Raw genomic sequence first — 13,454 nt, 5'->3', positions numbered from 1 at the left:
GGCCAATACTTCGCTTTGCCGGCACCGGTCCTGGAAGGATCACTTCCGTGTGGTCCTTCGCTGCTGTGGTGGGCAATGCCGGTTACCGGCCCGATGAGCCGCTTGTGGTGGGGATCGGGCACGGTGACCGGCCGCCCGTGCTGCTGTGCCAGGGGGCGACGCTTCGCGGCGAGCCGGTAGGGGCGGCGACGCTCGCCTACGCGGCCTCCTTGTCGAAGCAGATGACCGCCGCCTGCGTCGCGCTGCTCGTCCAGGAGGGCGGGCTGGATCCGGAATCCGCCTTGTCACGCTGGCTGCCCGAGTTGCCGGGGTGGGCGGATGATGTCCGGCTCCGGCATCTCGTCCACCACACGGCGGGCCTGCCGGCCGACTCGGCCGTCGACGCGCTCCTGGTCGCGGACCGGACCTCGCCGGGGGTCCTCCAGGCCCTGGCCCGTTTTCCGGCTCTCGATCGCCGGCCCGGCGTCGAGCACGTCTACTCGAACGCCGGGTATGTCTGCCTGGCCGCTGCGTTGGAGCGGGCGGCGGGTCAGCCGTTGCCGGATCTAGCGCGGGATCGGCTGTTCGTGCCGTTGGGGATGGGCGATACCCGCTTCTCGGAGGGGCCGGGAGCCGCCCCGCTGGTCCGGCCGCGTCCGGCTCCGCTGTCGCTGGGGGACGGTGGGGTGTGGAGCACCGCCCTCGACCTGCTGCGCTGGGGGCATGCTCTCAATCGCGACGAGCTCGGCGTCTCGGCGCTCCTCGAGACGCCGGGGCGCCTCGACGACGGGACGCCTCTCGACTACGCCTGCGGCATCGGGGTGCGGTCGCATGCCGGGCATCGCGTCTACCGCCACGGAGGCGGGTGGCCGGGGCTGCGCCTGCTGCATGCGCGGGTGCCGGAGCTGGACCTGTGCCTGGTCCTCATCGCGCTCGACGACCACACAGAACGCCGGGCCGTACTGATCGACAGCCTGCTCGACCTACTCGTTGACCAGCAGGATCTTGCCGACGTGCTGTGAGTCAGCCATGAGCTGGTGCGCCTGGGCGGCCTGCGACAGCGGCAGGATCTGGTCGACGATCGGGCGCACGGCACCGGCCTCGATCATCGGCCAGACGTGCTCGCGCAGCGCCGCGACGATCTCGGCCTTCTGCTCGCCCGACCGCGACCGCAGGGTGGTGCCGAACACGGACTTGCGCTTGAAGACCAGCTCGACGAGATTGAGCTTGCCCTCGAAGCCGCCCTGCATGCCGATGATCACCAGCCGCCCGTCGACGTTCAGGGACTGCACGTTGCGCTCCAGGTACTGCCCGCCGATGACGTCCAGGATCACGTCGTAGGGGCCGAAGTCGGCGAAGTCCTCGGTGCGGTAGTCGATCGTCGTGTCGGCGCCGAGCTCCCGCACCCGGGCGGTCTTGCCGGCGCCGCTCACGGTGGTGACGACGCGCGCGCCCAGCGCCTTGGCGATCTGGATCGCCATCGTCCCGACCCCGCCGGCCCCGCCGTGCATGAGGAAGGTCTCGCCCTCGGCCAGCCGCGCGGTCATGACCACGTTGGACCACACCGTCGCCGTCGCCTCCGGCAGCCCCGCGGCCTCGACCAGCCCGACCCCCTTGGGCACGGGCAGGAGTTGCCCGGCGGGGACGGCGACCTTCTGCGCGTACCCGCCGCCGGTCAGCAGCGCGCACACCTCCTGGCCCACCTGCCAGCCGCTCACCCCCTCGCCGAGGGCGCTGATCCGGCCGGACACCTCCAGCCCGGGGTACGGCGAGGCGCCCGGCGGCACGAGGTAGAGCCCCAGCCGCTGGGCGACGTCGGCGCCGTTCAGCGCGGTGGCGGCCACGTCGACGATCACCTCGCCGGGTGCGGGCGCCGGGTCGTCGACCTCGGTCCACTCCAGCACCTCCGGGCCGCCCGGCTCCTTGATCGTGATCGCCTTCATGTGACTTCCCCTCGATCGATGTTTACACCGCTTATATTAGCCGGAATGTGTGCAGCGTCAACATTAGGTCAGCCGCATGGCACTCATGCCCGGTGCCGTCGCCGCCCGAAACGATGCAGAGGATGTGGCGGCGGTGTGAAACTCCTGGTCAGGTCCGGTGCATCGGCCCCTTCGCCGGGGCATCCCTCCTATCGTCCTGACCATGCAGACAGTGGACGTGTTGGTCGTCGGCGCGGGCCTCGCCGGGCTGCGGACGGCCCGCCTGCTCGCGCAACGCAACCTCGACGTCCTGGTGGTCGACCGCCGCCGCTCCCTGGCCTCCGGCATCCGGACCACGGGCATCTTCGTCCGCCGCACCCTGGACGACTTCGACCTGCCCGGCCACCTGCTCGGCCCCGGCATCCGCGACGTGCTCCTCTACCCGCCCTCGCGCCGCTCCCCCATCCGGCTCACCAGCGACCGCGACGAGTACCGCGTGGCCGACATGGCCGGGATCTACCGGCACGAACACCGCGCGGCCGAGACCGCCGGGGCGCGGGTCCTGCTGGGCGTCCGCTACACGGGCAGCACGCGAGAGCCCCGCCGCAGACCTGCCGGTGCCCGCGGAGCCGACGCCAGGCTCCCGCGCACCCTCGTCCACCTCGACGGCGCCGAGCCGGTGCGGGCCCGCTTCCTCGTCGGCGCGGACGGCGCCCGCTCGGCCGTCGCCCGCGACCTGGGCCTGGACGTCAACCGGCACCTCCTCGTCGGCGCCGAACTCCTGCACCCCATCGCCACCGGCACCACCACCCCGGCCTTCCACTGCGTCCTCGACCCCCGATACGCCCCCGGCTACCTCGGCTGGGTCATCGACGACGGCCACCACGCGCACGTCGGCATCGCCGGCTACCCGCACGCCATGCGCGCCGGGCTGCGGCCGTTACTGGAGTCCTTCGCCGCCACCGCGCCCGGCCTGGCGGCTCCGACCGGCCCGATCGAGCGCCGTGGCGGGCCCATCCCGGTCGGTGGCGTCCTCCGCCGGCTGGCCTGCCCCACCGGCCTGCTCGTCGGCGACGCCGCCGGCGCCGTCTCCCCGCTCACCGCCGGCGGGCTGGACCCCTGCTGCCGCATGTCCGCCTGGGCCGCCGCGATCACCCTCGCCTACCTGCGTACCGGCGACGAGACCATCCTCCGCCGCTACGACGGCCGGGCCCTGCGCCGCCGCTTCCGTGGCCGGCTCCTGCTCCGCCGTACCTTCGCCGCCCTCGGCTCCCCCACCGCCACCGAGGCCGCCGTCGCCCTCCTCCGCACCCCGCCGGGCCGCGCCCTCGCCGCCCGCGTCCTCTTCGGCGACGGCTCCTTTCCGACTCTTGACGTACGGCAGGCGTCTCCCGCCCTCTAGGACCCTCTCCTGTTCCTGTACGGCAGGCGTCTCCGGCCCTCCAGGTCGGGTTCGGCCATCGGCCTCGCGCGAGCCGGTCACCGGCCTGCTCCCGGGTTTCGCAGGCCGGTGACGGGGGCTCACCTCTTCAGGAACTCCAGGACTCGCGCGTTGTACTCGGCGGGCTTCTCCGCCGGGACGAGGTGCCCGGCACCCTGGATGAAGGCCGTCTGCGAGCCTTCGGACAGCAGCCTGCCGATGGCGTCGAGGTCGGCCTGATCGAGGACGACGCTGTTGTCCTCGGTCCCGTGCAGGTAGAGCGTGGGCTGCGTCGGCAGCGGCCCCCAGAGCGCGCCCTGCTCGGCCTGCCACTGCGGGGTGCCCATGATCTTGGTTCCGAAGTTCTGCCGGTACAGGTCCAGCGCCGCCCGCAGGCGCTCGGGCTCGCCGAGGGCACTGCGGGTGGCCAGGAAGTCCTCCGTGGCGTCGTAGCCGGGCGCCGTCCACTTGTTCTGCATGAGTTGGAACATGTAGGCCATGTCGTCGGCCGCCAGGATGCCCTCGGCCATGTCCATCTGGAAGAACCAGAAGTGGTTGAGCGCCTCGATGCCCTCGTAGGTCCCGGCGTACGCGCCGAAGAACTGCAGCGGCGGCACGTCGCTGACGACCACCTTGGACCACCGCTCCGGTGCCGCCACCGCGGTGGCCCAGGTGGTGCCGCCGCCCCAGTCGTGGCCGATGATGACCGCGTCGCCGTCCCCGCCGAGCACCTCGTGCAGGGCGTTGGCGTCGGCGACCAGGTCAGCGATCAGCATGCGGCCGTCGGCCGGCAGCGCGGTCGGCGCGAAGCCCCGCATGTTCGGGGCCACGGCCCGGTATCCGGCCTCGGCTAGCGCCGGGATCAGGTGCCGCCAGGTCGCCGCCCCCGACTCGGGGAAGCCGTGCAGGAGCAGAGCCAGCGGGCCCTCCCCTTCCTCGACGTAGGAGAAGTCGATCCCGTTGGCGGTCACGCGTCCGTGCTTCATTTTCTTGCTCCTCAGATCTCAACGTTACGGAACGTTCCGTAACGTCTCTGGACGCTAGATCACGCAGACCACTTCTGTCAAAACGAAACGTAACGTCACGTCTGCGGTAGACTCCGGACATGGAACCGACCGCCCCCACCCCGCCCGACCCGGCCCGGCGCAGCGTCCGCGCCCGCCGCGCGATCCTGGACGCCACCGCCCAGCTCATCGCCGAGAAGGGGTACGCGGACGTCACCATCGAGGCCATCGCCGCCCGCGCCGGCGTCGGCAAACCCACCATCTACCGCTGGTGGCCCTCCAAGGCCATGGTGACCATCGAGCTGCTCATCGAGATCGCCGAGCAGACCACCGGCTACCCCGACACCGGCGACTTCGCCGCCGACCTCCGCACCCAGATGCAGGGTCTCATCGCCGCGATCCACCCGCCCCGCACCTCGCCCCTGGCCGGAGTGATCGCCGAAGGGCTCCAGAACCCCGACGTCGCCCGCCAACTCCGTGAACTCCTGCTGGAACCCCAGCTCGAACTGTTCCGAGCCCGGCTGCGCCTTGCCCAGCAGCAGGGGCAGTTCCCGCCCGACGCCGACCCGGAGGTCGCTCTCTACCTGCTGTACGGGCCGCTGCACTACCGCCTGCTCTACGACCTGGGCATGCCGGACGCTCATGAACTCGACACCCTCATCACCCGCGCCTTGCACGCGAGGAACGAACCCGCCGAGCCACGGCCCGCGCCCGACTCCACGAGCGCCAGACACTGATCACCCGCGAGGCGGTCAACCTCCGCCCCCATCGGAAGCCAACCTGCCGCGCCGGGCTGCTAACCCCGGCGCCGCCTTCTCACGGGCGCATCGGCTTCTTGGGGTGCGTGGGACTTCTTGGGGGTGCGTGGGACTTCTTGCGGGTGCGTCGGGCTTCTCGGGGATGTGTTGGGCCTCTCGGGGGTGCGTCGGGCCAGGCACCGCGTCGCCCACGAGCCGGGCGGCCCCCTGCCCGGAACGGTGGCCGATCGTGCGGTGGCCCCACCGATGAGCCCAAACCGGTCAATACTGGCTGTCCAACTTGCCCGCCAGGACTACGCCGACCGGCGGGCCAAGGGATCTAAAGGCGCACGACCACCGGACTTCGCCCCGTCCCGTACCAGCCGCTCACTCCGCGACTACAAACACGCTCAGGGCGCCTCCTGCAGCGGCCACACCTCGACCACTCCCTGAGCCACCGCGCACGGCGTCTTCGACACCAGCTCGATCGCCTCCTCCAGGCTGTCGGCCTCGATGATCCCGAACCCCGCCACCGGCAGCTCCGAGGACATGAACGCACCCCGCTCCACCCTCACCCCGGCCCCGTCGTGGTTCCGCACCTGCACCGGCACCCCAGCGATCCCCGCCGTGGCCCCTCCCTCAATCAGGCGTGCGTCATGGGCGTGCGCCTCGTCCCGTACCGCCACGTCGGTGCGGTCGTAGCCGTCCTGATCCCCGTACCCGATGGTCACGAACTTCGCCATGCCACTGGCCTTTCTCTCGGTTCCTGGGCAGTGCTCACCGATACCGACTCCCGGCCGACCTCAAACTCACCGCACTCTCGCGAGGACTGGCTTCGTCAGCGCCTCTGGCCCGAGGGACCGGTCAGTGGTGCAGGCGCCTCGCCGCCGACCACGCTCGGCACGAGGGCCGCGATGAAGAGCGACCGTTTCCTCGTGGAGGTCGCCGCCCGCTGTAGGCGCGCTGATCTCCTCATCACCGGGACTCCCCCCGAAGCTCATCCGCCTCACGCCCGCCCCATCCCCAGATGAACAGACCAGCCGCAGATCTTGGCCGTCCTCGGGGCCCCGCGCCTCGAGCCCGCCACCACGTAGGGCGCATGAGATCGCCGGAGCACCTCATCCCTGTCCGGCTCCTTGCCCTGATGGACCTGTGTGCCACCGCTTCAGACTCGGGGGTCCGGGGGCCGGGAGGCCCCGGCCAGGGGGTTTGGGGGAGCTCGGCTCCCCCATGAGAGGAGTCCGAGCCAAAACGCGCGAAGCGCGCCGGACGAAGGGCCGAGTAGTTAAAGGAGGCCGAGGCGGCGGCCTTCGGCGGCGGCGTGGGTGCGGGTGGAGGCGCCGAGCTTGGCCAGGATGTTGGACACGTGCACGCTGACCGTCTTCTGCGCGATGAAGAGCCGCCCCGCGATCTCCCGGTTGGGCAACCCTTCGGCGACCAGCCGAAGGACCTCCAGCTCACGGGCGGTGAGCACCCCGGCGGGCCGTTCGACGAAGCGGGCACGGCGCCCGAACTCCTCCAGCGCGGTCGCCAAAGGCCGGGCCCCGAGCTGGGTGGCGGCGTCACGGGCGAGGGTCCATTCGGCCTGGGCGGCGTCCCGGTCACCGGCGGCGGCGAGGGATTCGGCGAGCCGCCACCGGGCCCGGGCGACCTCGTAGGTGAAGCCGTAGTCGAAGGCGGCCACGACGCCCCGCCACTGGTCGGGCGTGTCCCGGCCGTGGAGGCGGGCCCATTCGGCCTCGGCCCGGGCCATCCAGGCCTGGCCTTCGGGTCCCATGGCGTTGCGGCGGCCGGACGGGCCGGTGGTGTAGCCGTGCCGTGCCGCCTCGATGAGGGCGTCGGCGCCGTCGGTGCGGCCGAGGTCGGCGAGCGCCCACAGGCCGGTGGCGGCGACGCGGATGATGCCGGGGTCGGCCGGGGTGAGCGAGGACAGGACGGCCTCGACGTGCTCCATGGCCGTGGCCGGGTCGCGGTTCCATAGGGCGTGCTCGGCGGCCATGCCCCGGGACATGTACGCGATCAGGTCGTCGGTCCAGAAGGGCCGGAGCAGGTCGAGCCGCTCCTCCACGCCGTCGAGCCCGCGGCCGACCTCGATGAAGAGCGCGAAGGACGACAGCAACGCCTCCTGGACCGTGCCGACCCGGGCGCCGAAGCCGGCGGCGACGGTCTGGGCGTGGTCCCACTCGCCCGCCGCGTAGTGCACGAGGAAGCGGAGGAAGCGCAGGTCGGTGCCGTAGGTGCTCCAGGTGAGCCCGGTCTCCTGCGCCAGGCGGATGCCGCGCGAGGCGAACTCGGCGGCGCCGGACAGGTCGCCGTGGTCGAAGGAGACGCGGCTGCGGATGAACAGGGCGCGCAGGTCGGTGGCCAGGTCGCCGGAGGAGGAGTCGAGGGCCGCGTCGAGGTACTTGAGCCCGCGTTCGAGGTCGCCTTCGAGCTCCTCGTAGACGCCGAGGGTGATGAGCGCGCTGACCTCGGCCTCGCGGGCGCCGCTGCGCTGGGCGACTTCGAGGGCTTCGACGGCGGCCGGGCGGGCCTCGCTGTGCCTCGGGCCCCACCACAGGCAGCGGGCGAGGGTGGACAGGGCGCGGGCGCGGCGGCCGTCGTCGGGGGCGGTGCGGACGGCGTTCTCGGCGATGGCGGTGGCGGACTCGTCCTGGTTGAGCTCGTAGAGGTAGTAGGCCAGCCGCTCCTCCACCTCGGAGGTTGCCGGCAGCGCCTGGAGCTGGGCGACGGCGCGGTGGTTGTCGCCGCTGTCGGAGGCCATGACGGCGCTGCGCAGGGCGAGGGCCAGGCGGTCCTCGCCGGCGAGAGTCTCGGCGTCCGGGACTCGGTCCCACAGGCTGAGCACCTGGTCGTAGTGGCGGTGAGCCTCGGCGGGCGCGCCGTACCGCTCGGCCAGCCGGCCGGCCTCGGCGGAGGCCTTGAGCGCGCCGGCCAGGTCGTGCCCGGCGAGGTGGTGGTGGGCGAGCTCGGCCGGGTCGGTGAGCAGGCGGGCGAAGGCGGCGTGGACGCGGGTACGCTCGCCGGGCAGCAGGTCGGTGTAGACGGCTTCCTGGAGCAGGGCGTGACGGAAGATGTAGCCGTAGCCGTCGACGCGGAGCAGGCCGCGCGAGACGATCTCGCGGACCGCCTCCTCGAACTCGGCGATGCCGAGGCCGGTGACCTCGCGCAACACCCCGTCGCTCACCTTGCGCCCGGCGACCGCGGCGGCCCGGAGCACGCGCTGGGCCTCCTCCGACAGCACCTCGACCCGGGACATGAGCAGGCTGGCCAGGGTGTCGGGCATCGACTCGCCGTCGGCCGCGGCGGCGAAGAGCTCCTCGGCGTAGAAGGGGTTGCCCTCGGCGCGGGCGACGACCTGGCTGATCACCGCCTGCCGTACCTCACCCAGGGTGGACAGGAAGTCGGTCATGTCGTCGGCGGCGAGCGGGCGCAGCTCCAGGGCGGTCACCGTGGGCAGGCGCTGCAGCTCGGCCAGCACGGGGCGGAGCGGGTGGCGGCGGTGCAGGTCGTCGGTGCGGTAGGTGCCGACCACGCAGACGCGGCCGGACTGGATCATGCGGCTGAGGAAGATCAGCAGGTCGCGGGTGGAGCGGTCGGCCCAGTGCAGGTCCTCCAGGACCAGCAGCACCGGCTGGACCTCGCCCAGCAGGTCGAGCAGGGAGCCGAACAGGCGCTGCTGGGTCAGGCCGGAGGAGGCGCCGCCGTCGAGCATCTCCCCGCGCAGGATCGGCCTGGCCTCGACCGCCTCGCGGATGGACGGCTCGCGCAGGGCGTCGAGGAGCGGGAGGTACGGCAGGGCGTCGCCCAGCTCGGCGCACTGGCCGACCAGGACGTGGAAGCCGCGGTCGCGGGCCTCCTGGGCGAGCTCGGTGACCAGGCGGGTCTTGCCGATGCCCGCGTCGCCGCCGACGAGCGCTACGCCGGCGGTGCCGGACGCGGCGGCGTCCAGCACCTGGACTAGCGCGTCCAGCTCCGTGGAACGGCCGATCAAAACCCTGGTCACGCTGCCACTATGCCATGGGCCGGTGACAACCTGGATTTTGTGGCTGGGTGGGGGCTTTGTGCGCGGCATGATCCGCCGTGGGGGTGCGGACCGCGTAGAGGACCAAGGGGTGGCGGGCCCCCACATAGGAATGGTCCGGGGACGGGCAGGGGGAATGGATCTGTCCTCGGGGCGGCGGGCGGCCTAGCGTCGGGTAGATGTTCGCCTGGTCGACGCTGGTCGTCTTCACCACCGCCTCGCTCGCCCTGGTCCTGATCCCGGGCCCCAACCACCTGTACATCACCACCAGGGCGCTCGCGCAGGGGCGGCGGGCGGGGGTGGCGAGCGCGCTGGGGGTGGAGTGCGGGACGCTGGTGCACGTCGCGGCGGCGGCGTTGGGCTTGTCGGTGCTGGTCCGGCAGTCGGCGACGTTGTTCGAGGTGGTCCGGTGGGCGGGGGTGGCCTACCTGGTGTACCTGGGCGTCAGGGCGCTGACGGGCAGGGACGGCGGCGGCGAGCAGGCGGTGAAAGCGCAGCCGCTCAGGGCGGTGTTCCTGGAGGGCGTGCTGGTCAACGTGCTGAACCCGAAGGTGGCGCTGTTCTTCCTGGCCTTCCTGCCCGCCTTCGTGGACCCGGGCCGGGGCGCCCCGGCGGCGCAGATCGCGGTGTTCGGGGTGATCCTCTTCACCCTGGGCCTGATCTCCGACCTGGTCTACGCCTTCGCCGCGGGGGCGCTGGGCACGAAACTGGCCGCCAAGGCGCGCGGGCTGCGGTTGTTCAGCGGCGTGGTGTACCTGGGGCTGGGCGCGGTGACCGCACTCGCTGGACGCCGGTGACCGCACGGGCGACAATCCTCGCGTGATCAAGCGGCTGCTGCTGGCGCTCGTCCTGTTCCTGCCCGGGTGCGCCCCGGCGGCGGAGCCGTACCAAAAGGAGCCGCACCAAAGGCCGCCGGCTGCGCTGAAGGTGGTCGGCGAGGAGGCCGACGGCCGACAGCGCACGCTCACGGTGGAGTCCCCGGCGCTGGGCGGCGAGGCGACGGTGGAGGTGCTCCTGCCGAAGGGCTGGCGGGAGGGCAGCCGTCATCCGCTCCTGCTGCTGCTGGAGGGCTGCTGCCACACCGGCGTCGACTGGATCTCCCGCGGCCACGCCGACGATCTCACCGAGGACCTCGACCTGGTGGTGGTCGTGCCGGAAGGGGGCCGCGCCGGGTTCTACAGCGACTGGGCGAAGGGCCCGAAGTGGGAGAGCTTCCACCTCACCGAGCTGCTCCCGCTGATCGAGCGCAAGTACGGCGCGACCGACCGCCGGGCGGTGGCGGGCCTGTCGATGGGCGGGTTCGGCGCGCTGTCCTACGCCGCCCGCCATCCCGGCCTGTTCCGCGCCGCCGCCTCCTTCTCCGGCCTGCTGGACGCCTCCAGGTCCGACGCCGACTACATCGCCCAGGAGCAGTCGCGCGACCTGTGGGCCGACGACGCCGAGATCGCCCGGCGCAACCCGACCGCCCTGGCCGCCAAGCTGAAGGGCCTGCCGGTCTACGTCTCGTGCGGCAACGGCGAGCCCGGCCCGCTGGACAGCACGACCAGCCGCGACGACGGCGAAGCGGTCATCGAACGCCGGAACCGGACCTTCGTCGAGGCCGCCCGCAAGGCCGGCGTGCGACTCACCGTGAACCTGTACGGCCCCGGCACGCACGCGTGGCCCTACTGGACCCGGGAGCTGGAGAAGGCCCTGCCGATGCTGGTCGAGGCGGTCAGATGAGCGCGGCCGGGATGCGGTCGAGCACCGGGAAGGACATCAGCCCGTAGGCGTAGAAGTCCACCGCCCAGGCGCCGGCCGCCTTGACCCCGCGCACCTTGGCCGCGAGCCGGTCGGCGGAGTCGCTGTCCGGGTAGCCGGGCCGCAGCACCGCCCTGACCTCGCGGTCCTTGCCGACCGAACGCAGGTAGGCGCCCACGTCGTCGGCCACGCGGGCCGCGTCCCGCGCGTAGGCGAGCACGGCGAAGGAGGGCACGAGGTCGCCGAGCGCGACCAGGTCCACCCCGAACTGCCAGGCGTCGTGCGCGGCGAGGCCGGGGGTGGGCAGGCCGTCCTGGTAGCCCTTGACCGAGCCGGTGGAGTCGACGAAGACCAGCCGGCTGCCCTCGGCGGCGACCGCCTGGGAGACCTCGGCGACCAGCGAGGTCACCGTCTCGGAGCGGGCCCGCGCGTAGGCGACCACCTCGGGCCCGGCGTAGGCGGTGAGCGCTGCGCGGGTCACCTCGCCCTGCGCGGCCGGGTCACCGCCCAGGACGCCGCCGACGATGCGCGCGCACTCCTCGCGCGCGCCTTCGGCGTTGACCCCGAGGTCGGCGGCGCGGCTCATGCAGTAGTCGCAGAAGCACAACGCCATCAGGTAGGCGTCCATCGGCCCGAGCGGCACGAAGGAGCGTTCGGCCTTGAGCGGCCGGTAGTGCAGCGACTCGGCGACGACGCTGTCCACCCCGAGCCGGGCCACCGCGCGGGCCAGCGAGACGGCGTACTGCCGCACGTCGGGATGGGCCGGGCACAGGTCGGTCGGGTAGCCGCGGTCGCCGAAGCAGTTGCGCACGGTCACGTCGGGGTGCTCGGCGCCGAGGCTGCCGTTGCGCAGGAAGACGGTCCAGCCGTGCAGCTTGAGCCCGCGAGCCCGGCACGCCTCGCCGAGCCCGTCGAAGACGTCGGCGTACCCGGCCGGCGGCCGGAGCCGCTGCCCCGCGAACAGGTCGCCGGGCAGCGGGAAGTGCGCCCCGTCGTGGCGCAGGGTCAGCTTGGACAGCCCGTGCGGCGTCACGTCCCGCGAGCCGTGGTGCACCGCGCCGACCGTCACGCCGGCCACGCCGTACCCACGGATGCGGTCGAGCACCCGCTCCGTGCCCTCGCCTCGCAGGTCCTCGGCGAAGACGTACACCGAACTGTCCACAGGCGAACCTTACGCGCTCTTGTGCGCGACGAAGTCGATCTCGACCAGGATGTCCATGAGGTCGGAGCCGACCGTGGTCCGCACCGGGTACGGCTGGCTGAAGTACGACTTGTACACCTCGTTGTAGGCAGGGAAGTCCCGCTTGAGGTGCTGCAGGTGCACGGTCGCCTTGATCACGTCGTCGAAGCCGAGCCCGTGCGCGGCGAGGATGGCGCCGAGGTTGCGCATCGTCTGGTGGGTCTGCGTCTCGATGTCGTCGCCGACCACCTCGCCGGTGACCGGGTCGAGCGGCCCGGCGCCCGAGGTGTAGACGAAGTCGCCCACCACGAGTCCCTGCGAGTAGGCGCCGACCGGCGCCGCGCCCTCGGTCGTCCTCAGTTCCTTCTTCACAACAGGCTCCTTATCGTTCCGACAACCTGGTAGTCCTCGTCGACCAGCGGCAGCTCGCGCCACTTGTCGAAGGCGGTGCACGGGTGGGAGATGCCGAAGGCGAGCAGTTCGCCCACCTGGAGCGTCCCGGCCACCATGGTGTGCTGGTCCTGCATCTTCAGCACCTCGACGCCGGGGCGGCGCGGGATCGGCAGCCCCTCGTCGTAGGGCGCGTCGCGCTTGCCCATGCCGACGATCGCCAGGCCGGGCTCGGGCGTGGACAGCACGTGCGCCCACACCTCCAGCGCGGGCCGCAGCTCGCCCTCGACGCGGTTGAACGGGGTGCGCTCGCGGTAGTAGCCGTCGTCGTGCGAGACGTAGGCGCCGCTGCGCAGCACCACGCGGGCCTGGGTGGTGACCAGCTCGCGGGCGATCACGTCGAACCACTGGCTGCCGCCGACCGACAGGATCGGGGTGCGCACGCGCAGGTGTTCCACCGCGTCCTGCAGCACGCCCAGGTACTTGCGCACCTCCGCGGCGTCCTTGAGCGAGCCCTCGTAGCCGGCCACGCCGGCCAGCTCCACCCCGGGCGTCCGCTGCACCAGCGCGGCCAGCTCCAGGAGCTGCTCCAGCGTCCGGCAGCCGGCCCGTCCGCCGGCGTGCCCCAGCTCCACCAGCACCCGGTACGGCCGCCCGCCCGCGCGGGCGGCCAGCAGCTCGACGCTCGCGGCCGAGTCCACGAAGCTGTACAGCTCGAAGCCGGGGTCGCGCTCCAGCTCGGCGCGCGCCCAGTCGAGCCCGGCCGGGTCGACGAGCTGGTTGGCCACGATCAGCCGCCGGGCCCCGAAGCCCCGGGCGATGCGGGCCTGCGCCGGCGTGGCCACGGTCAGCCCCCACGCGCCCGCGTCGAGCTGCATCCGGGCGATCTCCGGCGACAGGTGCGTCTTGGCGTGCGGGGCGAAGGCGAGGCCGTGGTCGCGGGTGAAGGCGGCCATGGTCGCGATGTTGTGCTCCAGCGCGGCCCGGTGCACGACCATCAGGGGGAACTCATACGACCCGTCGAAAACAGACCCCACCGAAACCCCCTTTTGTCCGCG

General features: G+C 72.5%; 12 protein-coding genes. 5 read left to right on the top strand and 7 right to left on the bottom strand.

The window, feature by feature from the left end:
• Positions 1–47: 47 nt before the first annotated feature.
• Entirely contained in the window at positions 48–1,001 is a 954-nt protein-coding gene (locus AB0I67_RS03925) for a serine hydrolase domain-containing protein (protein ID WP_357917136.1), read from the top strand.
• Here the strand turns inward: AB0I67_RS03925 and AB0I67_RS03920 are convergent.
• Positions 963–1,922, bottom strand: coding sequence for an NAD(P)H-quinone oxidoreductase (locus AB0I67_RS03920; protein ID WP_357917133.1), 960 nt, complete (start codon positions 1,920–1,922; stop codon positions 963–965). The two genes, AB0I67_RS03925 and AB0I67_RS03920, sit on opposite strands and share 39 nt — an antisense overlap.
• 202 nt (positions 1,923–2,124) lie before the next feature.
• Here AB0I67_RS03920 and AB0I67_RS03915 point away from each other — a divergent pair, with 202 nt between their 5' ends.
• Positions 2,125–3,303 carry an NAD(P)/FAD-dependent oxidoreductase gene (locus AB0I67_RS03915; RefSeq protein ID WP_357917131.1) on the top strand — a complete coding sequence of 393 codons (1,179 nt, stop codon included), beginning with the start codon at positions 2,125–2,127 and terminating at the stop codon, positions 3,301–3,303.
• 119 nt (positions 3,304–3,422) lie between these two features.
• On the opposite strand, the gene AB0I67_RS03910 is transcribed toward AB0I67_RS03915, so the two are convergent.
• Positions 3,423–4,307 carry an alpha/beta hydrolase gene (locus tag AB0I67_RS03910; protein ID WP_357917128.1) on the bottom strand — a complete coding sequence of 295 codons (885 nt, stop codon included), beginning with the start codon at positions 4,305–4,307 and terminating at the stop codon, positions 3,423–3,425.
• Positions 4,308–4,426: 119 nt separating this feature from the next.
• On the opposite strand from AB0I67_RS03910, the gene AB0I67_RS03905 reads away from it, so the two are divergent.
• Positions 4,427–5,062 carry a TetR/AcrR family transcriptional regulator gene (locus tag AB0I67_RS03905; RefSeq protein WP_357917125.1) on the top strand — a complete coding sequence of 212 codons (636 nt, stop codon included), beginning with the start codon at positions 4,427–4,429 and terminating at the stop codon, positions 5,060–5,062.
• A 410-nt stretch (positions 5,063–5,472) separates the two neighbouring features.
• On the opposite strand, the gene AB0I67_RS03900 is transcribed toward AB0I67_RS03905, so the two are convergent.
• Entirely contained in the window at positions 5,473–5,805 is a 333-nt protein-coding gene (locus AB0I67_RS03900; protein WP_357917122.1) for a YciI family protein, read from the bottom strand.
• Between the two features lie 542 nt (positions 5,806–6,347).
• Positions 6,348–9,068 (bottom strand): AAA family ATPase, encoded by a 2,721-nt coding sequence (locus AB0I67_RS03895; protein ID WP_357917119.1) that lies wholly within the window; start codon positions 9,066–9,068, stop codon positions 6,348–6,350.
• Positions 9,069–9,265: 197 nt separating this feature from the next.
• Here AB0I67_RS03895 and AB0I67_RS03890 point away from each other — a divergent pair, with 197 nt between their 5' ends.
• A complete protein-coding gene (locus tag AB0I67_RS03890) occupies positions 9,266–9,883 on the top strand; it encodes a LysE family translocator (RefSeq protein ID WP_357917117.1) in 618 nt (205 codons plus the stop codon).
• A gap of 22 nt (positions 9,884–9,905) precedes the next feature.
• Positions 9,906–10,808 carry an alpha/beta hydrolase family protein gene (locus AB0I67_RS03885; protein WP_357917114.1) on the top strand — a complete coding sequence of 301 codons (903 nt, stop codon included), beginning with the start codon at positions 9,906–9,908 and terminating at the stop codon, positions 10,806–10,808.
• Here the strand turns inward: AB0I67_RS03885 and AB0I67_RS03880 are convergent.
• From AB0I67_RS03880 to AB0I67_RS03870, 3 genes are read right to left on the bottom strand one after another with little or no spacing between them, the layout of a single operon-like run.
• Positions 10,801–11,988 carry a hypothetical protein gene (locus AB0I67_RS03880; protein WP_357917111.1) on the bottom strand — a complete coding sequence of 396 codons (1,188 nt, stop codon included), beginning with the start codon at positions 11,986–11,988 and terminating at the stop codon, positions 10,801–10,803. The genes AB0I67_RS03885 and AB0I67_RS03880 overlap by 8 nt on opposite strands.
• Positions 11,989–11,997: 9 nt before the next feature.
• Positions 11,998–12,378: a Rid family detoxifying hydrolase gene (locus AB0I67_RS03875; RefSeq protein ID WP_357917108.1), complete on the bottom strand. Its 381-nt coding sequence runs from the start codon at positions 12,376–12,378 to the stop codon at positions 11,998–12,000.
• A complete protein-coding gene (locus AB0I67_RS03870; protein ID WP_357917105.1) occupies positions 12,375–13,433 on the bottom strand; it encodes an alanine racemase in 1,059 nt (352 codons plus the stop codon). The genes AB0I67_RS03875 and AB0I67_RS03870 overlap by 4 nt, the downstream gene beginning before the upstream one ends.
• Between the last annotated feature and the right edge of the window lie 21 nt (positions 13,434–13,454).

The organism is Nonomuraea sp. NPDC050310 (genome assembly GCF_040655795.1).
Classification (GTDB): domain Bacteria; phylum Actinomycetota; class Actinomycetes; order Streptosporangiales; family Streptosporangiaceae; genus Nonomuraea.
The sequence above is the reverse complement of the archived record's forward strand: the minus strand, read 5'-3'. Positions and strand labels throughout refer to the sequence as shown.